This is a genomic window from Palleniella intestinalis (assembly GCF_013166595.1).
Lineage (GTDB): Bacteria > Bacteroidota > Bacteroidia > Bacteroidales > Bacteroidaceae > Prevotella > Prevotella intestinalis.
Genome location: NZ_JABKKG010000003.1, coordinates 60201 through 82197, shown reverse-complemented (window position 1 = coordinate 82197; position 21997 = coordinate 60201). Strand labels below are relative to the sequence as shown.

Below are 21997 nucleotides of genomic sequence, written 5' to 3'. Positions count from 1 at the left end.
TTCACCATACGAAAGGTTATCTTTTACCTCCCAAAAGGTAACACTTTACAGCACGAATCGTAACCTTTCGCCACGTCATCTGTAACAGCCTGTAAATCAATGTCTATTATTGGGTTTACAACTCTATTCTATCACACCGCAGAGACGCTCGATATATTTGCAGACAATGTCAATGCCCGGCGTGTTGCTCGCACCCTCAGGGATGATGACATTGGCGAAACGCTTTGTCGGCTCTATGAACTGCTCATGCATTGGCTTAAGCACCTTGATGTAACGGTCCATGACCATCGTCACTGTGCGCCCACGGTCAATAGTGTCACGCTGTATGTTGCGCAGCAGACGGATGTCCGCGTCACAGTCAACATATATCTTCAGGTCCATCATGTCGCGCAGACGCTTGTCGACAAGTGCCATGATTCCCTCAACGATAATCACCGGTTTCGGCTCCACATGAATGGTCTCCGGCAAGCGGTTGCTTATGAGATACGAATAAGTCGGCTGCTCTATGGCACGCCCAGCCTTAAGTTCATTGATTTGCTCAATGAGGAGCTCCCAGTCGAAAGCGTCAGGGTGGTCGAAGTTTATCGCCTTGCGCTCCTCGTCAGTAAGCCCGGTTGTGTCATTATAGTACGAGTCCTGCGGTATCACAGTGACATAGTTGGGAGGCAGAGCCTCAACGATTTTCTTCACGACAGAGGTCTTTCCGGAACCGGTACCTCCTGCTATTCCGATGATTGTCATAGTCTTGGGTTTTACGATGCCCACCAAGCGCAGTGGCTTCCATGGGCAACAAAAGGTTATTTCAGTGAGCAAAATTAATAAATCTTTGCGAGAAACAGGCAAAAGAGGTGGCGTATTTATGTTAATATATGCTAATAAGAGACTTGCTTTCAGCATTTCCCTTTTCTGTTTCAACTTTTCTTAGTACCTTTGCATCCGCTTTATGCAATAATCGTATAAACTAAACAAAAGAACAAAGAAATGAAAAAAGGTATTCACCCAGAGAACTACCGCCCAGTCGTATTCAAGGATATGTCTAACGGCGATATGTTCCTCACACGCTCTACAGCCAAGACTAACGACACAATCGAGTTCGAAGGCGAGACTTATCCGGTAGTGAAGGTCGAAATCTCAAGCACCTCTCACCCATTCTACACAGGCAAGAGCAAGCTTGTCGATACAGCAGGTCGTGTCGATCGCTTCATGAGCCGCTACGCGAAACTGAAGAAGTAAGAAGATTCCACCATATTAATATATATGGTCGTTTGCCCTCCATGCAGTTGCAGATTCGTGAAGGTGCTACAACCAAAGCGAGACACTCAAGGTGAAAGCCTTGGATGTCTCGTTTTTTCGTCGTATACATGAGAATATCACACAAACACATATACATAGCCATAGCAACGATTGTCGCCGTCGCTGCGGCAGTGTCACGCATATACTATGGCTCACCTGTCTCACAGACAGCGGTCACCGTTGAGGAGCAGCAGTACCAGCTGCTAACGGACGGAGAAGGCACAGACTCGCTCCTGCTCTTCACCTACCCCGGCAAAGACACACTCATTGCAACGGTGAAGGACTCGCTTTTCCTGCGCCGCATAACCCGCGTGCGCCCTGCTTCCTGGGTCAACAGGCTATGGCTGCCGTCATGTTTCGGACTTGTGGCGTGCCGCACCGACAGTGCCGAGGAACAGCCTCAGGTCATGATTGCCGAGGATGCTGTCCCTGAACTCCTAAGAAACAAGCTCGCAGCACTGACCGCCTTGCAGCGAAACTACTGCAACCGGCTGTCGGAAATAGACTATTACATGCACTCGCACGATATGCAGGACGAGGGGTTTGATGTCGTCATACGCCACAGGGAGAGGGTTTTGCACAGGCAGGACTCTATCTCTGCGCTTATGGCAAGCATACGCAAACTGCAGAAAGCCAAGTCTTTCCATACGGAAAGGCAATCGGCGTACTGCATAGTCGCAGGGAAAGAGCGGTTCAAGGCAGAAGAGCGCTTCACCTTACGCAAGGGCTACAAGGCGTTCGGGGCTAAAGATGACGCGCTAAGGCTCTTCATCAGGCAGTTCGGCAGTGACGGTTTCCGCCCGGTCTATCTTGGAGCGGACAGCATAGGGTATGGAGATGTCCCGTCAAAAGCCCTGTCTGCACCCGCCGACACAATAATCTGCCGCATGCAGCAGAAAGGGCAGAACTTGGTGGCGATACACTACAAAGGCGGCGGATACTACGAAGGGGAGTACAGTGACTCACTGAAAGCGCGCCATGGCTTCGGCATCGGCTTCGACAACCGTGTCCGCGCCGGCAAATGGGAGAACGGAAAGTTCAAGGGTGAGCAGCCGGTCTACTCTGCAAACCATGTCTATGGCATCGACATTTCGCGCTGGCAGCATGAGTTGCCGGGCAGGAAAGGCTACCGCACTGTTGTCAAGAAAGTAAGAAGGGGAAAGCAATGGCGCAGGATAAGGGTGCGCCAAAAGGTTGTCTACCCTATACAATGGGACAGGCTGCGCATAACTTCCCTTGGCACATTGTCAAAGAAAAAGGTCAACGGAACTGTCGATTTCCCGATTTCTTTCGTGTACATCAAAAGCACTGAGGGCATATCCATCCAAAACACCTATTACAGGGACGACTACGCACAGGCACGCAAGCATGGGTACAAAGTCGGCTCTTACCACTTTTTCTCCACAAAAAGCGGTGCTCAGGCACAGGCTGCATACTTCATAAAGAACAGCCGTTACAGCCATGGCGACCTCCCTCCCGTGCTTGACCTTGAACCGTCGGAGGCACAGATACGGGCGGCCGGAGGCGAGAAAGTGCTCCTTGCAAGGGCAAGGCTGTGGCTGGAGGCTGTGGAAAAGCAGTGGGGCGTGCGCCCTATCCTTTATGTCAGCCAGTCGTTCATAAACAAGCATCTCAGCGAGACTGACACAAAGACCGATGCAGGGTATATAAAAAAGAACTACAACATCTGGATTGCACGCTACGGAGAGTACAAGCCTGACGTGCATCTTGTGTTCTGGCAGCTCAGTCCTGACGGCAGGGTGGCAGGCATAAAGACACCTGTGGACATAAACATCTTCAACGGCTATGCCACGGCATTCCACAAAACCTTTTCCGGACAAAAATAAAATAATTATTAATTTATTTTGTTTTTCGCCCACGATATAGTAATTTTGCAAAGAGTATGAACACCATAATCCTGAAAAACATTGTATTTTCCCTCGTCTGCACATTGATTTCGCTAACGGCAATGACTGTGCAGGCGCAGGATATTCCTGCCATAAAGGCTGTGCGCGACAGAGCTGCCAAAGTGGAAAAACTGCCGACAGGGCTCATCCTCCCTGAAGGGTTTGATGACGACCTGCCGACAAGGAAGAGGGTAAAGAAGGCTATTGACCCAAACATGGCAGGCGTGGAATGCGAGGATACATGCAACCATATCCATGGCATCGACATCAGCCACTACCAGGGGAATGTGTTTTGGGAAACCATAGCGGAGAACTCCAATATGGCGTATGTCTATATCAAGGCGACAGAGGGTGGCGACCGCATAGACCCAAAATATGAGAACAACCTCAAGACAGCTCACAAAAACGGGCTGGCGGTAGGCTCTTACCATTTCTATCGTCCAAAGACACCACAGCAAAAGCAGCTGAAAAACTTCACGACACAATGCCGCCCGCATGAACAAGACCTTGTGCCTATGATTGACATCGAGGTGACAAACGGCTTGCAGACACAGGCTTTCTGCGACTCTCTGTTCAAATTCCTTGACCTTGTCGAGAAATATTACAAGCAGAAACCTCTCCTCTACACCGGCGCAAACTTCTATGACAAATATCTGTTGGGGAAACTTGACGGCTACAAGGTCATGATTGCGCAGTACACTCAGCATGAACCGAAACTGAAAGACGACTTGGACTACACCCTTTGGCAATACACCGGAAAGGGGCATATAAAAGGAATAAAAGGATATGTTGACAAATCGCGCTTCATGAGGAGGCACAAACTGAAGGAGATAAGGTACAAACACAAGAAATAAAAACCAACAATTAACAAAAGAAACATGATTATAAAATGTCCCGAATGCGGACGGCAAGTGAGCGACAAAGCCCCGACATGTCCGTCCTGTGGTGTCGAAATAGCTGGGAAAGTGACACACTGCCACCATTGCGGACACCTTTATTTCACAGCTGATGGCATCTGCCCGAACTGTCATGCGCCAAAAGACGCGCCGAAAAACAACACAAACGCTGTTGCACCTCATGTCACTGCGGATGCTGCAAGCACTGTTCCTGCAACGCAAACCACCACAAGCAACAACGCTGTGCAACACGCCGAAACTCACGATTCCGGCACAAACGACAAGCAAGAGCCCAAGAAAGGCGGAAAGACTCTTGCCATCGCTTTTGTCTTTGCGACAGTGATCTGCCTGGGACTGTTCTATTTCTACAGCCAGGCACAAAGCACAAAGGAAGAGGAGGACTATGAGTTTGCCATGCGTTCCAAAGACCCGGAAGTGCTGCAGAACTATCTCCTGCGCTACAATGACGCGCCGGAAGCGCACCGTGATTCCATAGAAGCGCACCTCATCGCTCTGCAAAAAGGAGATGAAGAGTGGAACAACGCCATACTGAGCAACTCTCGCCAAAAACTGCAAGCCTACCTTGACACTCATCCGGAGTCCGTCCACAGGCAGGAGGCATTGGTCAGACTGGACTCACTCGATTGGGTGGCAGCAAAGAAAAGCAACTCTGAGGATGAACTGAAAGAATACACCGTGCAGCATCCTGACGGCAGATTCATTGACGAGGCTAATGTCATGCTGTCCAAAATCCTCAGCACCATGGTGCACTCCGACGAGAAAGAGATGGTCACCTCTCTTTTCCGCCAGTTCTTCCAAAGCATAAACTCAAAGGATGAGTCACGCCTTACAGCGACAGTTGGCATGGTTATCGACTCATTCCTTGGCAAATCGAACGCCACAGCGCAGGATGTTGTCACCTTCATGCGCAAAATCTACAAGGATGATGTGGACAACATGGTATGGCGGATAGACCCGCAGTCGTACAAAATCGAGAAGCGTGAGATTGCCGAGAACGAATATGAGTACAGCGTTTCCTTCTCCGCCACGCAGGATGTTGAACGCAACGGCTCTGTCACAAAGTCTGATTACCGCGTATCGGCAATGGTAAGCAACGACGGAAAAATCTCAGGTTTCAACCTCACGAAACTTAACTGACACCACAAAGTGCCATAAAACGGGAACTACAAGGCAGCTCCCAACAACCACAACATAATACAAATATATGGGGCTATGTCATGAAATATTGACATAGCCCCATGTGTCTGTTATAAACATTCCATTGTTTACCGCCTGCCTAATCCGGCATAAAGAACCATATCATAAAGATGCAACGGTTCTCACAAGTTCTATTCTCATCCCAAGAGCATCAATGATACGATAGAACATGCTGACACTCGGAATCACTCCCCCATTCTCAACACGCGAGATATAAGATTTTGTCACATTGACTTTCTCAGCAAGTTGCGATTGCGTCATTTTGACTTCCTTCCGTGCATCATGAAGGAGCTGTCCCGTATAGAAAGCACGTGCTTCATCAAGCGCACTTTCCCTTTCAACAGAACCATGCTTTCCAAACTTGGAATCAAGCACCAAGTCATAGTTTCTTATCTGATGATCGTTTGTCTGCATAATACTCATTCTTTATTTTTATTGCTTTTTCGATTTCACTGTCAGGAGTCTTTTGAGTCTTCTTATGGAAGCCGTTGAACAGCACAACTATCCTGTCTCCGTCAAAGATAAAAAACACACGATAGATATTGCTGTTATACATTGTCCTCAGCTCAAAGACTCCTTCCCTAATATGCTTTACGAACTTTGTTGTCAGCCTATCCTGAGTCTTAAGCAACAGAAGTCCATAGTGCACTTTCTCCTGAGTCTTCCTGTCCAATTCGGACATGAACTGCTCAAAATATCCACCATATGTGATTATCATTCTTTCCATTGCGCAAAGTTATATAAAAGTTTTCATATATTGAAACTTTTACGCCATAAAAATGAATTCACCACAAAAATAATTGGTATAATACAATTTCCCACAATTTATAACATGAGCAACCTATATGGTCATAATCATGTATAAATTGTGGGAAACTTACCAAAAGTGACATTTTCAGAACTCAAACTGCACCTTGGCATTAATCTGACGACCGGTCAGATAGTTAGGGACAGCATACTGATTGTTGGACACATCCGTCACCCAATAGTAGGAATTGACATTGTTAATGCCGAAAAGGTTCAGGCAATCCACACCAAGCCAGATGTTGCGGAACGCCTTCTTCTTGTCACGCTTTCCCTTTCCGTCCTTCCGCTCATTGTCATACAGGCGGTAGCTCATGCCGATGTCCGCACGCTTATATGCCGGAGCACGGAAATTATTGTCCTCAACGCCACGGTGAGGGGCGGCAAACGGGAGACCGTCGGCAAAGGCTAACTTCAACGCCATCTTAAGACGCTGCGTACCGGGGAAATAATCCGTGAAGAAAAGGTTTACGGCATAACGCTGGTCGGTAGGCAAAGGCACTGACTTTCCATGCAGTTTCATGCCTGTATTCATTACCGAGAACGACAGCCATGAGTCTGTCCCGGGCACAAACTCGCCATAGAGTTTGAGGTCCAAGCCTGCAATATGTCCCGATGCCTCATTCGTTCCATAGTACACAACCTTCACGTTGGACACGGAGTAAGGGACGATGTTCGACAGAGCCTTATAGTAAAGCTCGGCAGAAAACCTGTATCTCTTCTCCGAAACACGGAAACGGCGGTCATAGGCAGCTATAAGATGAATGGAGCGTTGCGACTTGATGTTTTCGTTAAGCAACGCCGTTGTCACACCGTCCACTGTCGATGTGTCACGCAGCTCCTTATAGAACGGCGCCTGATAGTACAGCCCCGCAGCAAAGCGGTATGTCACATCATGGTTCTTTCCCGGCACAATGGAGAGTGACACACGGGGAGAAACAATGCTCTCCTTGTTGAACGACCAGTTGGCGAAGCGCACACCGTAATTCAAAGTGTAAAGCGTCATGCGGTTTTCGTCACGCTCATTCTTCTCTGCGTCCCAACCTCCGGAAGTGAAACGGTAACTGTCCTGCATGAAAGCCTCAACACGCGTCGCATCGAGGACATTGTTTGCCGAGAGCGTGTATATCATGTGAAGGTCCTGCCCCGTATGAGGGACAGAGTATCCCGACGAGTCGCGATACTCATATTCACGCGATTTCTCCTCTATATGCTCTTTTTTCAGAGTAAGCCCTGCAAGGAATTCATGCTTGCGCGATTTATGTTCAAACATCAGTTTGGCACTCAGCACCCTTGCTTTGAGGTAGTTGCGCGTATGCTCAAAGTAGGTTCCGACACCAAGATTCTCCGATGTCTCAGTCTGGTCAAGCCAATATTGCCCCTGAATGTCATACGTTTCCTGCTCCTTTGTAGAGAAAGCGGAGCCCATAAGCGACAGCTTCGTCTTCTCAGTGAACTTGCGTGTGATGCCCAAAGTGCCGAAGAACGTGCGGAAAAGGTCCTTCTCCTGACCGTCGAAATATATGCGCAGGGACTTTACATTGTCCTGAGTGCCGAAAGTTGTCTCACGGTTTTCCGGTGTGAAGTTATAGTGGTTCTCCGAAATATTGCCCAATAAACTGATGTCCCAACGCTTGTTCGGCGAATAGACCATATACGTCTGGTAGTCAAGGAAAGAAGGGTCGTACTCGCCCTTTGTGTCCATCTTTCCGAGAAGGCTGCTTGTGCGCTTGTACCTTAAGCCATTGCTCCATGAGAATTTCTTTGTCGAAAAGCCCACAAAACCACTCGCACCGAGGAGCGATGCCATAACGTTTGCCTCGAATTTCTCTGGACGACGGTACTTTATGTCCAAAGCAGAGGACATCTTGTCGCCATATTTCGCCTCGTAACCGCCAGTAGAGAATCCCACAGACTCCACCATGTCGGGATTGATGACCGACAGTCCCTCCTGCTGGCCGTTCCGCACAAGGAAAGGACGATAGACCTCCACATTATTTATATATACGGAATTCTCGTCAAAAGCGCCACCACGGACATTGTACTGCGAGGACAATTCCGAATGGGTTGACACTCCTGCCTGCGTCTGAATCATGTCCTCCACGGCATTTCCCGTTATGGAAGCCGACCTCTGCACTGTCTTCAGGTCCTCTTTGTCAAGCATTTCCGTCGAACCTGTCTGACGCCTTTTCTCCGTGACTACCACCTCTCCTATCTGATTGTCGGCAAACATCTGCACCTGCAGGGTAAGTTTTCCCTTCGGACGGCGCAAGACACGCGTCTTTGTCTTGTAGCCCACCATGGAGAAGCGCACCACCACACTGTCAGCGGAAACACCACTGAGCGAGTAGTTGCCCTTTAGATTCGTGAATGCCACCTTCATCTGTGGCAGTATGGTCACTGTCGCAAGCTCCAGTGGATCCTGGTTCTCGTCTGTGACCCTGCCCGAGAGTGTGAACGTGTTCCCACCCTCAGGATGTGTCTGTGCCTCTGCCATGACAGAGTGAAAACAGCAGACAATAGATATAATTATGTATATTATTCGTCTCATTACAGTAAAATAACGTACAAAAGTGGCATTTTATTGCTATCGGATAAGTTTATTATCACACAAGAATCCATTTTTCATCAAAAAGCAGAAATCAAACATATATATATTGAATTCTACTGCCTTTTTAAGTTAAGTATTGTTAATGTGCGCGTTAACAGCAAATTACACTGTAAAAAAGCGCAAGAAAAATTTGCATAAATCAAGAAAATGCAATATCTTTGCAATCGTTATCCTGAAAACAATCTTTTTACCTTAAACTAGTACCTATTGAAGGTAAGAGCGATAGCCTGTGAAGGTAGTCGCTTTTTTCTTTTTAAACCACTCCGGCGGAAGGTAACCTTTCACAATGCAAAAGGTTACACTTCATAAAAACAAAAAAGCGTATTATTTGGAAGAGGTTTTACGCCCTATAAATGAATATTTTACCGATTGGGGAATTTCTATAAAGCCGGCCATACTCTCATCGCCTCCATACGTTTCCAAAACATCAGTCATGGTTATCGACTTGTCTGCCGGATTGTATTTCAGTTTTGCAGAATATTTCGCACCGGAGAACATCTCTTCCAAGTTGATTTTGATTGTATTTCCATCAATTTTGAAGTCTGTGATGTTGTAAGAGCCATTGCGGTTTGCTCCCAAGGTATTGCTCATTCCCGAATACACAATGCCCCATTGTGGCTCTTCACCGCCGTCCGGCATGAACTTTTCATAGAGATTCAACGCAATTGTACCACGATATTTATACTTGTCACCCTCTCCCATGTCTTCCGTCTTGCTAAAAGTCCACATTCCCACGAAAGGCTTTTCTTCAAGGTCCTTCTTTTCCTTCCCTATTGCCTGAAGCTCTTCTTCTGAATAATAATCAATGGTTCGTGACATTGTGTTGAAATCTATGGAACCTGCAGACTTGGGTTCCGAGCCCATTGTTATGGATATCCAATTACCTTGTCCATCATACCGGTATTCAAAGGTGTCAATACTATGGTGTACGGCCGTGGAAAGCAATGTCTCATCCGTAAGAGGAGCTTTGTCTGTAAAGAGGCAAAACTCCTTCTTTGCCACATCTCCTTGCTCATTGTAAGTGTACTCTGTCAGTCCGTAGAGCACAGATGCCCTATACCCTTTCACACCGCGATACATGGTGCGGATAGCCTTAAGTTGTCCGTCGGGTGCGTATTCCATCACGCTTTCGGCTTTGTCTGCCGAAAGATTCCCCGGCAGTGATGGCCGTTTATGGGTCATCCGCCCGACAAGTATCATGTCGTCTCGTTGGATGAACTTGATATTAAGGTATGGTGTCAGGCCATTGGTCACTATGCTGTCGGGAACCAGGACATCCATACTGTCATGATAGCAGTACAGGCGTTCGCCACGTGACGATGAACGGCGGGCGAGTTTTCCTTTCTTGTAGCTATAAGAGTGGCTGTTTGGACTTTGACCTCGGAAATTGCGCCCAAGAAGGGTCAGCTCTCCGGCTTCATTATACTCCGCCTTTGCTCCTTCGCCATATCTTCCTTGAGAGTCCATGCGAAATTGGTAGTCCGTCAGATTCCCTGCCGTATTAAAGGTGTAGGTCCATGAAAAAGTACTGACTTTCTCTCTGACTGACTTGACTTTTCCGCGCAATCCCATCTTTGCGAGGTCATTGGGATAGGTTACATAGTCAGGCAAATTCGACGGTTTTATCTCATAATCAGGAGTACTGCCGAACATTGCAGTAGGCATACCATAATATAGTCCGATAGGTGGGAACACCTGTTCTACCTTTGTTTCATCAGAAGAAGAGCCTGTGCGTTGAGGAGCACAGGAAACCACGCTAAGGCTTAATGCCAATGCAATAAATTTGATATAATTTTTCATAGTAGCTTTACAATTTGAAATTTACAGGGACTGAATAATACGACCTTACAGCACGACCGTTTACCTTGCCCGGAGAAGACATCTTTCCTAATGCCTTTACTACCCGCACAGCTTCGCGGTCGAGACTGCAATCAACCGGCTTAACCACTTCCACATTAGTGATTGAACCATCTTTCTCAACGATGAATTTCACCACGACTTTCCCCTGAATGTTGCTTTCTGCTGCAACCAGCGGATAGCGAATGTTCTTTGATATGCATGCAAGAAGAGCAGCCGAACCGCCGGGATAAGTGGGTTCTTGCTCTACCTGCGTGTATATCTGATTGTCGTCGACGGAAACAGAAGTACCGGTTTCATCACCTACCAGACGAGTTTCAAGCCACTGTATGCTTCTGCCTTCACTTGTATTGTATGAAAACATTACAGCATAGATGTTGTCTTCAATAGGCTCTGCATGCTTAAGGATGTATTCGACATCCCTAAAGGTGAATTTTGAAAGGTCTATGTCGTAACCAAGCTTTCCGTTAAGGATTCCGGAATGGCTTGAATCGGAATTGCGCTCAACAGTACAGGTGTACGGGAAAACGACATATCCTTCCTTGAGCATTCCGATATAGAAAGTATCTGCCCAACCTACATGCTCCTCCGTCCCACGTTCAAGAATCACAGTTATATTTCCATCTGCATCAGGAACACAAACGACATAGGTGCACTCTTCCAAATCCTTAATTGTTACAGGCATAGCCTCTACTTCTTTAAGGCCAAAAGACTGAGTGTATCCATTGTAAATTCCGGAAGCATAGGTGGAGAATTCCACTTCTGTCATCAAACCATGCCCCTCGGATTTTACAGGCAAAACAGTTCCGGGAGTGATAACCATGCCGGTTTCGCCTTCATTAAGAGGTTGGGAAGACTGTCTGCGCCATTCATATTCATCATACTCTGGTCCGGCAATGCAAATCAGAATGTCAGATTGCATATCGGAAGTTCTGAAAAGTTGTCCTTCCATTGTCGGGGTTACAAGTGCTTTCCACCTCGGCAGTGAAACGTCGAATGGTATACGCACTTGGGCAACGGTCGAAAGGAAACATGTTGTAGCCGTCAATAGCAATAAGAAATGCTTCATGGTCTGTTACTTTTTAGTTACTGAGAATGGATAGCTGTTTTCACCATCAGCACTTGTCCATGTGCCATAATAGCCATTTCGAGTGAGAGTGCCTTCAAATTTTCCGGTCATGTTCATGCCTACATATTCTTCAAGGACAAGATGCTCATAGTCGTCAGTAAGTTGACCACGCAGTTGGATTGGCTGTTTCTTTTTGGTATAGAAATATTCGCCGCTGTAATATGCACTTCCGTCTGTGGTAAGAGTCATCTCTATGGCATGTTTTCCATCGATTGTACCTTTGTAATTATCAGTGTACTCATTACCTTCCGACTCATCTTGGGTCTCTGCTTCCTCTATTGCGGTTGACGTTTCTTCCGTTTTGGAATACGTTGAGGCAGGTTCGTCATTATCTTCTGAGAACATCGTCTCTTCTGAGGGACGCACATCTTCAACATTATTCTTTCCGATTGTGTATGTTGCACCTTTATGTGTAATCGGTGAAATGCAAAACCATGAAGCAAGTCCAATGAGAACAATTGTGGCAAGGATTGAGCACAGAGTCATGATTGTACTGTTATCCGACCAATATTCGTCTTCATCAGCACCGGCAAGCGAACCATTGTTGATCTTGCACCAGCCGCTAATAAGGTAGCAGACCTGACAAATCCAGAAGACAATCGCCGCCAATGCCAAGAGAGCGAATATCGCTATGGAGCCGCCAATCAGTGAAGCAATGGCATCCATTCCGTCACCGGCAAAACTACTTACGATATTGGAGAAATTGCTGATGGAACCCAAGCCGATAAACAATACTGTCAGGAATACTATGATGGGATAGAAGGCAAGGATAATTCCGAATATGTACGAGGCACGAAGATTTCCGGCTCCCCGCTGTGCCAGACTGTTCCAAGTTTCTTCAATGCACAGGTGATTGAATGCCCCACGGAACTTAAACAAGGAGATAAGGTTAAGCACCCAACCCACAAAGCGGAACAATAAGCCAAACATGCCGAGGAAACTGCCGATAAACGTACATGCCATGCCGGCAAGTCCTATCCAGCAAGCTGAATAGAGGCTTCCTGTCAGCCAGCGTCCTTTTTCTGTCGACTGTGTATCCCGGAATTTGGAAAGTCCTAAGACATAGGCAACCCAACCACCTATGGCCAGCACTTCAAATATACGGGTACAGAATGAAAGCCTGCCATGCACTGCATAAAACTTAAAGAAACCTTCAGCATGAGATTGGTCTCCGAAAGAGGCGGCTACGTCAGACAGGCTGTCAAGATATCCTTTCGCAGTATCGATAATACTAAAGAAGAATCCACAAAAGGAAGCGGCGCAGCCGAAAACAGTCAGGGCGAGTACGCCCCAGAAAATCATGGAGGTTGAAGAGCGCCATGCCGCACTGTTAGATGACAATTGGTTCATCATTTTACATTTTTTGTTTGATTTACGTTGTTAATTGATAGACACAAAAAAGGCGTGTAACCGTTCATCGGCTTGTCTGACTCAAGGTTACCGCCAAGTGACCTGCACATATAACAAGCACAGAACGGCTCACGCCCATGGAGCGTGAACCTTCCATCTGCTTGTTCTCATATGTTGAATGTTTGGCGGTATTCAGAGTCAGAGAACAAGAGCGAAAGCTCTATTTTTTTATGTAAAATGTATGAACTGGAAACGCTTTTCTGTTTTTCTACGGAACGCCACACTCATGGTGCAGCCTTTTCCATTGTTGCGTTCATCGTTCTTTTATGTCTGTTTCTTCAGTAATAATTAAAGGGTGAATAATTTTGCTTATCAAGTGCAAATATACAAAATTTCAATGTAAATCAATCATTTTTATGTGTTTTTCTGCAAAGGAAAGATGATTTTTTGTGTTTCATGCTATCAAGGATTGACTTTGGAAGCAAATTCATTTTATATAACATGGACACCTACAATAATAATGTAAGTTAAATGTACACAGATAGTTTTCCTCCTCTCAATGATTTTTTGTATTTTTGCATATTAAAGTGCAAAGGACTTATGCTTAACGAAAAAAATCCATTACTGAAACATTACAATACCCCGCACGAGACAGCTCCGTTCGGGGAAATCTCAATACAGGACTTCGAGGAAGCTATGCTCGAAGGTATACGCCGTGACAATGAAGACATTGACCTCATAGTGAACAATCCGGCGGAGCCTACTTTCGACAACACCATAGTACGCGAGGATTCCGACAAGGAGAAGAGCTATTACTACGGACTTCTTGGTCGTGCAACAACGATTTTCTTCAACCTCATGTCGGCGGAAACATCGGACGAGATTGACGCTTTGGCTGAAAAGATGCAGCCTATCCTCACGAAACACAGCAACGATGTGAGCCTCAACAAGCAGCTTTTCGAACGTATCAAGCGTGTGCATGACCGTTATGCCTGCGAGGACAATGACGGTCTGCGCCCTCTCACTGCAGAAGAGAGAACCCTACTTGACAAGAGCTATGACGGTTTTGTGCGCTCCGGTGCACTCCTCAATGAAGAGGACAAGGACAAACTGCGTGTCCTGAGCGAAGAGGCAAGCATGCTTTCACTGAAATTCTCACAGAATCTGCTGAAGGAAAACAAGGCTTACACCTTGCACATCACTGACGAAGCACAGCTTGAAGGGCTGCCGCAGACGGCCATTGATGCTGCTGCACAGACGGCAAAGGAGCAGGACAAGGAGGGTTGGGTGTTCACTCTCGACATGCCTTCTTATTCGCCTTTCATGACATATTCCACACAGCGCGAGCTTCGCCGTGAGATGTATATGGCGAGAAACAGTGTGTGTACCCACGATAATGACGAGAACAACCTCGAAATATGCAAGCGTTTGGTCAACCTTCGCCGTGAGATTGCACAGTTGCTTGGTTATGAAACTTATGCCGACTATGTGCTGAAACACCGCATGGCGACAAGCGTGGCGAATGTCTACAACCTTCTTGACAGTCTCATCGAGGCTTACAAACCGACAGCAAAGCAAGAGCGCAAGGAGCTGCGCGAGTTTGCCGGCATGGAGCTTGAGCCATGGGATGTGTCTTTTTATTCACACAAACTGCAGCTGGAACGTTACAATCTTGACTCGGAAATGCTGCGTCCGTACTTCAAGCTGGAGAACGTCATCAACGGCATCTTCGGTCTTGCGACACGGCTTTACGGCATAACTTTCAAAGAGAACAAGGACATTCCTGTCTATCATCCTGACGTCAAGGCTTACGAAGTATTTGACAAAGACGGCTCATATCTTGCTGTCTTCTATGCCGATTTCCACCCTCGAAAGGGCAAACAGGGAGGTGCGTGGATGACAGAGTACCAAGGTCAGTGGATAGACTGCAAGGGTGAGAATGTGCGTCCGCATGTCTCTGTCGTGATGAACCTCACAAAACCTACAGCCGAAAAGCCGGCTTTGCTCACTCTCGGCGAGGTGGAGACATTCCTGCATGAGTTCGGTCATTCGCTGCACGGTATGTTTGCCAACACACGCTTTGAGTCTCTTTCAGGTACAAACGTATGGTGGGACTTTGTGGAACTCCCTTCCCAGTTCATGGAGAACTTCTCCGTGGAGCGCGAATTCCTGCGCACTTTCGCCTTCCATTACGAGACAGGAGAACCGATTCCTGACGAACTTATCGACCGTATCCTCAAGGCACGCAACTACAATTGTGCCACGGCATGCCTACGACAGGTAAGTTTCGGCCTGCTTGACATGGCGTATTACACGAAGAAAGACGAGTTTGCGGACGACATTGTGTCCTTTGAGAAGCAGGCATGGGAGAAAGCTATCCTCGGCAAACAGCGCAATGACACGTGCATGACAGTGCAGTTCTCGCACATCATGGCAGGCGGTTATGCCGCAGGCTATTACAGCTACAAATGGGCGGAAGTGCTTGACGCCGACGCTTTTGCCGTATTCCAAAAGGAAGGCATATTCAATCCTGAGACCGCACAACGCTTCCGCGACTGCATACTCTCAAAGGGAGGCACAGAGCATCCTATGGAATTGTACAAGCGTTTCAAAGGCTCAGAACCAACAATCGACGCATTACTGGAAAGAAATGGAATCAAAACAACAGCTTCTTGACAAGCGCTACCTCCGCATGGCGGAGATATGGGCGGAGAACTCCTACTGCAAAAGGCGGCAGGTGGGATGCCTTGTCGTCAAGGACAAGCGCATAATCTCTGACGGCTACAATGGCACGCCGTCAGGATTCGAGAATGTCTGCGAGGACGAGGACAACATCACAAAGCCGTATGTCCTGCACGCGGAGGCTAACGCCATAACCAAACTGGCACGCTCCCACAACAACAGTGACGGCGCAACGCTATACGTTACCGACTCGCCCTGCATCGAATGCGCGAAACTAATCATACAGTCTGGCATTACACGCGTGGTGTTCACGCACATGTACCGCATCACCGACGGTGTGGAACTGCTGCAGCGCGCCGGTATCGAGGTTGTGCATCTCACCATGGAGAAGGACTGACAACGCCCCACCCTGCCGGCATCCGACAGAGGGAACGACAAGAAAAAGCCCGGAAGCACACAGCATAAAAGACAATCCTATTTCTGAATACAAACAAAAACATCATCCCTGTGAACACGAAAAACAGATACATGCCTGTGCTGATGGCCATTTGCATGGTCATCGGCATACTCATCGGAACTTTCTATGCAAACCATTTCTCAGGCAACCGTCTCAACATCATCAACACAGAGTCCAACCGTCTGAACAATCTTCTGCATATCATTGACGACCAATACGTAGACACTGTCAATGTCAATGACCTCGTGGAGAAAGCCATACCACAGATTCTTGCGGAGCTTGACCCGCATTCTGTCTACATAAGCGCAAAAGATGTGCAGGTGATGAACGATGATCTGAAAGGCTCATTCTCAGGCATAGGCATTGCATTCACCATACGTGAGGACACTATCCATGTCCAGAACGTCATGTCAGACGGTCCTGCGGAACGTGCAGGAATAGTCGCCGGCGACAAGATTGTGGCTGTCGACGGAAAGCCTTTTGTCGGAAAAGAGGTGACAAACGAGGCTGCCATGCGCAAACTGAAGGGCGAGAAAGGTTCAAAGGTGACTATCGGCGTACTCAGCTATGGCAGCAAAAAAGTCAAGACCTTCACACTTACGCGTGACGACATACAGACAAAGAGCGTTACGGCATACTATATGCTGGACGAAACGACAGGCTACATAAAGGTGAAGAACTTCGGTGAAAACACTTATGCAGAGCTTCTTGTTGCCCTTGCGTCACTGTCACAGGAGAATCTTGAGAACCTTGTCATCGACCTTCGCGACAATACAGGCGGCTATCTGCAGACAGCAATACAGATGGCTAATGAGTTCCTGCCAAGCAAACGCCTCATTACCTATACCGAAGGACGCAAGTCTCCACGCCAGGACTACAAGAGTGACGGACGCGGGGCATACCAGCATATCCCTCTCTGCGTGCTTATCAACGAGGGTTCCGCATCATCCTCCGAGATATTTGCCGGTGCCATGCAGGACAATGACCGTGCCACAATCATCGGCAGACGCTCTTTCGGCAAGGGACTTGTGCAGCAGCAGATTTCATTCCCTGACGGTTCGCTCATCCGCCTGACAATAGCACGCTACTACACTCCGTCAGGCCGCTGCATACAGAAGCCTTATACAATGGGCGATGAGAAGGAATACGAGAATGACCTCATAGCACGCTACGAGCACGGAGAGTTCTTCTCACAGGACAGCATAAAGCATAACGGTCCGGAATACCATACAACACTTGGCAGACCGGTATACGGTGGTGGCGGCATCACCCCTGATTACTTCATCGCCGAGGACACTACGGGCATGACATCATACTACAAGCAGGCGGCTATGACAGGACTCATCATGCAGTTCGCATACACCTACACTGACGACAACCGTCTGAAACTGAACAATTTCAAGGAGATGATGGAGATGTCCGACTACCTTGTGAAGCAGAACACTGTGGAGAAGTTCGCCACTTATGCCAACTCTCGAGGACTGCAGCGCCGCAACCTCATGATTCGCAAGTCACACTCTCTGCTTGAAAGGTATATCAATTCGCGCATCATCTATAACATGCTGGACGAACAGGCTCTTACGGAATATCTGAATATTGACGATAAAGCGGTGCTGAAAGCCCTTGAACTGTTCCACAACGGCAATGCATGGCCACAGAAGCCTGTAAAGAATGACAAAGCAGGAACTAAGAAATAATGTCAGGAAAAAGCTCCGCGAATGCTCTCCGGACGAGCTTTCACGGCAGTCGGACGCCATCTGCGAATGGCTGTTGCGCCACCCTCGGGTGATGCAGGCAGGCACTGTCGTGGCATATTGGCCGCTTCCTGACGAACCGGACCTAAGCAATGCCATTGACGCTCTATGCAAACAAGGGAAAAGAGTGCTGCTGCCATGCGTCACAAGCGACACGGAAATGGTGCTCAGACAGTATGACGGACCATCGTCCATGCGCACCGGAGCATTCGGAATACAAGAGCCTATCGGTGAGGAAGCGGACATCGACAGCCCGGACAACGGCACCACCGTCATCCTTGTGCCGGGAGTGGCATTCGACAACAACGGCAATCGTTTGGGACGCGGCAAGGGTTATTATGACAGATTCCTGCAAAACGCCGGCAGACCGCATACCATCGGCATCTGCTTTGACCTTCAGATTGTCGGCGAAGTGCCTTGCGGAGAGCACGACATCCCTGTGGACGAACTTGCCAAAGTTACCATTGACAACTGTCAGAAACTTGCAGACAACAACTTATTCGGCAACAACAAACACCATAATCCTTACATTCCTTGACTATGGAAAACTTCAAAATAATCATCGTGGAGGATGTAGCCCTCGAGCTGAAAGGCACAGAGGGCATCATACATAATGACATCCCGGAAGCGGAAATAATAGGAACAGCACAGAACGAGGCGGAATACTGGCGGCTGATTCGCAAGGAAGAGCCTGACCTTGTGCTGCTTGACCTTGGCTTGGGCGGCTCAACAACCGTTGGAGTAGAGATATGCCGACAGACAAAACAGACGCGTCCAAAGGTGAAAGTGCTCATCTTCACAGGTGAAATACTCAACGAGAAACTGTGGGTCGATGTGCTTGACGCAGGGGCTGACGGCATCATCCTCAAGACCGGGGAGCTTCTCACGCGCCGCGATGTCACAGCCGTAATGGACGGCAAACAGCTTGTCTTCAACCAGCCTATCCTCGAACGCATAGTGGAACGCTTCAAGCGCACCGTAGGTTCGGAGCAGATGAACCAGGATGCAAAGATAAGGTACGAGATTGACGAGTATGACGAACGCTTCCTGAGGCATCTTGCCTTGGGCTACACCAAGGAGCAAATCACGGCTCTCCGCGGCATGCCGTTCGGCGTAAAATCATTGGAGAAGCGCCAGGCGGAACTGATTCAGAAGCTGTTCCCCAAGAAATCGGGAATCAATGCCACACGACTGGTGACAAAAGCACTCGAACTGCACATCATAGACATAGACAATCTTGTCCCTGATGAGGAATGACCCACACACTCCCACATGACGAACCTCCTCATTCATCATGAAGAAAAGAAGAAACATTATCCCTCTCATCCTCTGCCTCCTGTTCGCATGTGAGGCAGTCCTCTTCCCCTTGTCATGGATTGCAAGCACAATATGGCAGGAGAGCGGCATAATGTCCCTTCTCTCTCCTGACGGCATCCGTTGGTTCACAGGTAATTATGCACGTCTGCTGTCAACACCCTACCTTGTATGGCTCCTGCTTGCCGGAATATCGGCAGGCATTGTCAAGGACAGCGGAATCCTGCGCCCAAAGAAAGGGTGGACGCTGCAAGTCACACTGTTTGTGCTTGTTGTCATGCTTTCTGCCATCGGATTGCTTTCATTCTCACCACATGCCATACTCCTCAGTGCCACCGGCAACCTGCTTGACAGCAGTTTCTCGGCAGGAATCGTACCGGCATTGTGCTTCGTAGCATGCTGTTGCGCGTTAACCTACGGCACACTTGAATCAAAATATGCAACTCTCAACCATATTTATACGGCAGCATTATGCGGTATAAATATGGTTGCGCCGTATATTCTGCTGTACCTTTTCACTGCGCAACTGTATTTCACCATTCAATACATACTGCCATAATCAGGAGGGGGAATATAACGACATGAAAACCGGAAAGCATTCAGTGACATTATGAAAGGTAACACTTCACAATGCAAAAGGTAACACTTGACTTAGTGAAAGGTAACACTCTGCACTGCAAAGTGTTACCTTTTGTTTTCTCCTCCGTATTTTAACATCCGTTACGTTTTTAGTTTAGCAAAAACAGCAAAATGCTTTACATTTTACAGGAAGCCACTATATTTTGCTTACATATTATCAGATGACAAAAAAAATATTTGCAACACCATACTATATACAAACAGAAGCAAACGGCAGACAAATGCCATTTGCTTCTGTTTTTTATTTTCCCTGAAGCATTGACTGCTGCAGAGAGCATACATTCTAATACCCCGGATTCTGGTATTCCGCACCATTATCTATGAGGAGAATCTCCTTGCTTGAGATAGGACGCAGGTAATGGACAGCCGGATTGAAACTCTTAATCTGAGGATTGTGCACCAGACGTGACTCGAACGCACGGAAACGCTTCAATGTCATCCAACGGTTCCACTCGCCAATCATCTCGCGTGCATACTCGTCAAGCAGGAAGTCCTGTGTGAGTTGTGACTCATTGATGTCAAGGCTTCCGTCATGGTTCTTGCAAGCGCGGTTACGCAGAGTGTTGATACGGTTCACTGCCGCCCCCTTATTGCCAAGACGCCACTCTATCTCAGCAGAGACAAGGTAACTTTCGCCAAGACGGTAGACGAGGTGATCGCTTGCATTGTAAGCCTTGTTCGGGTTTGTAAGATAGTCAGGAACCATACAATCGCCCTTGATGAGTGTTGGGAAGAATCGTTTCGGACGGGCAGGGTCAAGATAGTTGTCATCTATGTTGTAGACAGCATACTTGTGTTTCTTCTTCTCCGCATCCGTAAGTGGCGTGCGTGAGAGGTAGACGATTGTATCACCGACCATAACATCGTAAGCAGCATTGCCCACACGGCCGTCATTCATGCCGTAACGGTTAGCATCCGCATCAATCCATCTGTAGCCAGTCTTCTCCGGGTTTGTAGCCTTGTTGCAGTAGTAAACCACCTTGAAGAACGCATCGAAACGCTCGTCGTTAGGATTGCTGTACAGGTCATACATGTACTTTGTAGGCTCCATGATGCAGTCACCTTTCAGCACCTTTGGTGTTGATTTCACGCTTGGTTCAAGACCCTCGATGTAGATGCCTGCCTTGTCATTGTTGTAAGCGCAGTACTTCTTCCATGTACGGTTAGGATAATTGCCGCGTGGGTTAAGGCTCAGCTCTGTCTCATCATGGCTTATCACGAAGAACGCCTCCTTGTTGTGCTTGTTGTTCTTCTCGGCAAAGATGTCCTTAGCTTCGGTATAAAGCTGTGTGTCATAGTCGGCAGCATGGTCGATAAGTTCGTCTATCGCCTTCTTGGCTTTCTTCAGCAGTTCCTCACTCTCTGTGGCAGAGATAGGTACAACATTGGAGATTTTGTCCGTGTAGGTGGAGTATGTCATACATGCCTTTGCATACAGGTGATAGGCAGCGGCACGCTTCACATGTCCCTGATTGGACTGAGTGACAGGAAGCCATTGCATGGCAAACTCAAGGTCGGAGAGAATGACATTGTAGAAATCATTCACGGAACTCAGGGGAAGAGACTTTATTTCCCCCGTTACCGGCTCCAGAGGAAGATACTTTCCACCTCTGTGCTCCACAATGTTGAAGAGCGCATGGGCACGGATGAAATGAGCCTCGGCAGCAAGCTTGTAGACTGTCTCCTTCGGTGCGTCAGTCACCTGGTCTTGGTAAGCGATTGCACCGTTGCAAGCATGTATGACGCCATAGAAACCGTCATAGCCCTCATTCATGAGGTTGCATGCCGCGCCGAAATCCTCATAGCGCATGAGTTTGCTGTAATTGCCGTTCGTGCCGTTCTCGTTGACATCCGCCCAGATGTCCGTACCGCCTTCAGCCTCAAGAAGGAAGCTGTCCTCTGCCTGACCATAGATGACACGCACGAGGTCGAAATAGCAGTCGTTTATCTTTTTTGTATATCCGGCAATCGAGCTCCATGCCAATTCTGTGTCACCGGAAGGATTCTCTTCATCCAATTCACAGCTTGTGGTAACGCCTAAGAGGAGTACCGAAGCTGCCAAAATCCAAATATTGATCTTTTTCAT

General features: G+C 47.8%; 18 protein-coding genes. 10 read left to right on the top strand and 8 right to left on the bottom strand.

The features are described from left to right. Positions 1-123: 123 nt before the first annotated feature. Complete coding sequence (gene udk / locus HPS57_RS05015; protein ID WP_172180807.1) at positions 124-741, bottom strand: uridine kinase; 618 nt, start codon at positions 739-741, stop codon at positions 124-126. Positions 742-981: 240 nt separating this feature from the next. Between udk and HPS57_RS05010 the strand changes: the two genes are divergently transcribed. The 4 genes from HPS57_RS05010 to HPS57_RS04995 all read left to right on the top strand — a co-directional run bounded on the left by HPS57_RS05010 (position 982) and on the right by HPS57_RS04995 (position 5254). Beyond that, entirely contained in the window at positions 982-1233 is a 252-nt protein-coding gene (locus HPS57_RS05010; RefSeq protein WP_135939161.1) for a type B 50S ribosomal protein L31, read from the top strand. Positions 1234-1361: 128 nt separating this feature from the next. Then, positions 1362-3140 (top strand): glycoside hydrolase family 25 protein, encoded by a 1779-nt coding sequence (locus tag HPS57_RS05005; RefSeq protein ID WP_172180805.1) that lies wholly within the window; start codon positions 1362-1364, stop codon positions 3138-3140. Between the two features lie 275 nt (positions 3141-3415). After that, positions 3416-4054 carry a glycoside hydrolase family 25 protein gene (locus HPS57_RS05000; protein ID WP_172181396.1) on the top strand — a complete coding sequence of 213 codons (639 nt, stop codon included), beginning with the start codon at positions 3416-3418 and terminating at the stop codon, positions 4052-4054. 24 nt (positions 4055-4078) lie between these two features. Further along, on the top strand, positions 4079-5254 hold the full coding sequence (locus tag HPS57_RS04995; protein ID WP_172180803.1) for a zinc ribbon domain-containing protein: 1176 nt from the start codon (positions 4079-4081) through the stop codon (positions 5252-5254). A 162-nt stretch (positions 5255-5416) separates the two neighbouring features. Here the strand turns inward: HPS57_RS04995 and HPS57_RS04990 are convergent, their stop codons facing one another. The 6 genes from HPS57_RS04990 to HPS57_RS04965 all read right to left on the bottom strand — a co-directional run bounded on the left by HPS57_RS04990 (position 5417) and on the right by HPS57_RS04965 (position 13068). Then, positions 5417-5728 (bottom strand): helix-turn-helix transcriptional regulator, encoded by a 312-nt coding sequence (locus tag HPS57_RS04990; RefSeq protein ID WP_172180801.1) that lies wholly within the window; start codon positions 5726-5728, stop codon positions 5417-5419. Next, positions 5694-6041 carry a type II toxin-antitoxin system RelE/ParE family toxin gene (locus HPS57_RS04985; RefSeq protein WP_172180799.1) on the bottom strand — a complete coding sequence of 116 codons (348 nt, stop codon included), beginning with the start codon at positions 6039-6041 and terminating at the stop codon, positions 5694-5696. The genes HPS57_RS04990 and HPS57_RS04985 overlap by 35 nt, the downstream gene beginning before the upstream one ends. 168 nt (positions 6042-6209) lie before the next feature. After that, the gene (locus HPS57_RS04980; protein WP_172180797.1) at positions 6210-8669 is read right to left on the bottom strand and encodes a TonB-dependent receptor; all 2460 of its coding nucleotides are present in this window, start codon (positions 8667-8669) and stop codon (positions 6210-6212) included. A gap of 384 nt (positions 8670-9053) precedes the next feature. Further along, a complete protein-coding gene (locus tag HPS57_RS04975; protein ID WP_172180795.1) occupies positions 9054-10529 on the bottom strand; it encodes a hypothetical protein in 1476 nt (491 codons plus the stop codon). A 7-nt stretch (positions 10530-10536) separates the two neighbouring features. Beyond that, a complete protein-coding gene (locus HPS57_RS04970; protein ID WP_172180793.1) occupies positions 10537-11508 on the bottom strand; it encodes an energy transducer TonB in 972 nt (323 codons plus the stop codon). 153 nt (positions 11509-11661) lie between these two features. Then, positions 11662-13068, bottom strand: a complete 1407-nt coding sequence (locus HPS57_RS04965) for a hypothetical protein (RefSeq protein WP_172180791.1) — start codon at positions 13066-13068, stop codon at positions 11662-11664. A 597-nt stretch (positions 13069-13665) separates the two neighbouring features. Here HPS57_RS04965 and HPS57_RS04960 point away from each other — a divergent pair. The 6 genes from HPS57_RS04960 to HPS57_RS04935 all read left to right on the top strand — a co-directional run bounded on the left by HPS57_RS04960 (position 13666) and on the right by HPS57_RS04935 (position 19831). Beyond that, entirely contained in the window at positions 13666-15741 is a 2076-nt protein-coding gene (locus HPS57_RS04960; protein ID WP_172180789.1) for a M3 family metallopeptidase, read from the top strand. Further along, positions 15716-16144 carry a deoxycytidylate deaminase gene (locus HPS57_RS04955; RefSeq protein ID WP_172180787.1) on the top strand — a complete coding sequence of 143 codons (429 nt, stop codon included), beginning with the start codon at positions 15716-15718 and terminating at the stop codon, positions 16142-16144. Before HPS57_RS04960 ends, HPS57_RS04955 begins: the two co-directional genes overlap by 26 nt. Positions 16145-16275: 131 nt before the next feature. After that, a complete protein-coding gene (locus tag HPS57_RS04950; protein ID WP_172181394.1) occupies positions 16276-17901 on the top strand; it encodes a S41 family peptidase in 1626 nt (541 codons plus the stop codon). Continuing rightward, positions 17876-18496 carry a 5-formyltetrahydrofolate cyclo-ligase gene (locus tag HPS57_RS04945; protein WP_172180785.1) on the top strand — a complete coding sequence of 207 codons (621 nt, stop codon included), beginning with the start codon at positions 17876-17878 and terminating at the stop codon, positions 18494-18496. The genes HPS57_RS04950 and HPS57_RS04945 overlap by 26 nt, the downstream gene beginning before the upstream one ends. Positions 18497-18498: 2 nt before the next feature. Further along, positions 18499-19215 carry a DUF5932 domain-containing protein gene (locus HPS57_RS04940; protein WP_172180783.1) on the top strand — a complete coding sequence of 239 codons (717 nt, stop codon included), beginning with the start codon at positions 18499-18501 and terminating at the stop codon, positions 19213-19215. A gap of 37 nt (positions 19216-19252) precedes the next feature. Then, on the top strand, positions 19253-19831 hold the full coding sequence (locus tag HPS57_RS04935; RefSeq protein WP_172180781.1) for an AbgT family transporter: 579 nt from the start codon (positions 19253-19255) through the stop codon (positions 19829-19831). A 363-nt stretch (positions 19832-20194) separates the two neighbouring features. Here the strand turns inward: HPS57_RS04935 and HPS57_RS04930 are convergent, their stop codons facing one another. Then, positions 20195-21997: a RagB/SusD family nutrient uptake outer membrane protein gene (locus HPS57_RS04930; protein ID WP_172180779.1), complete on the bottom strand. Its 1803-nt coding sequence runs from the start codon at positions 21995-21997 to the stop codon at positions 20195-20197.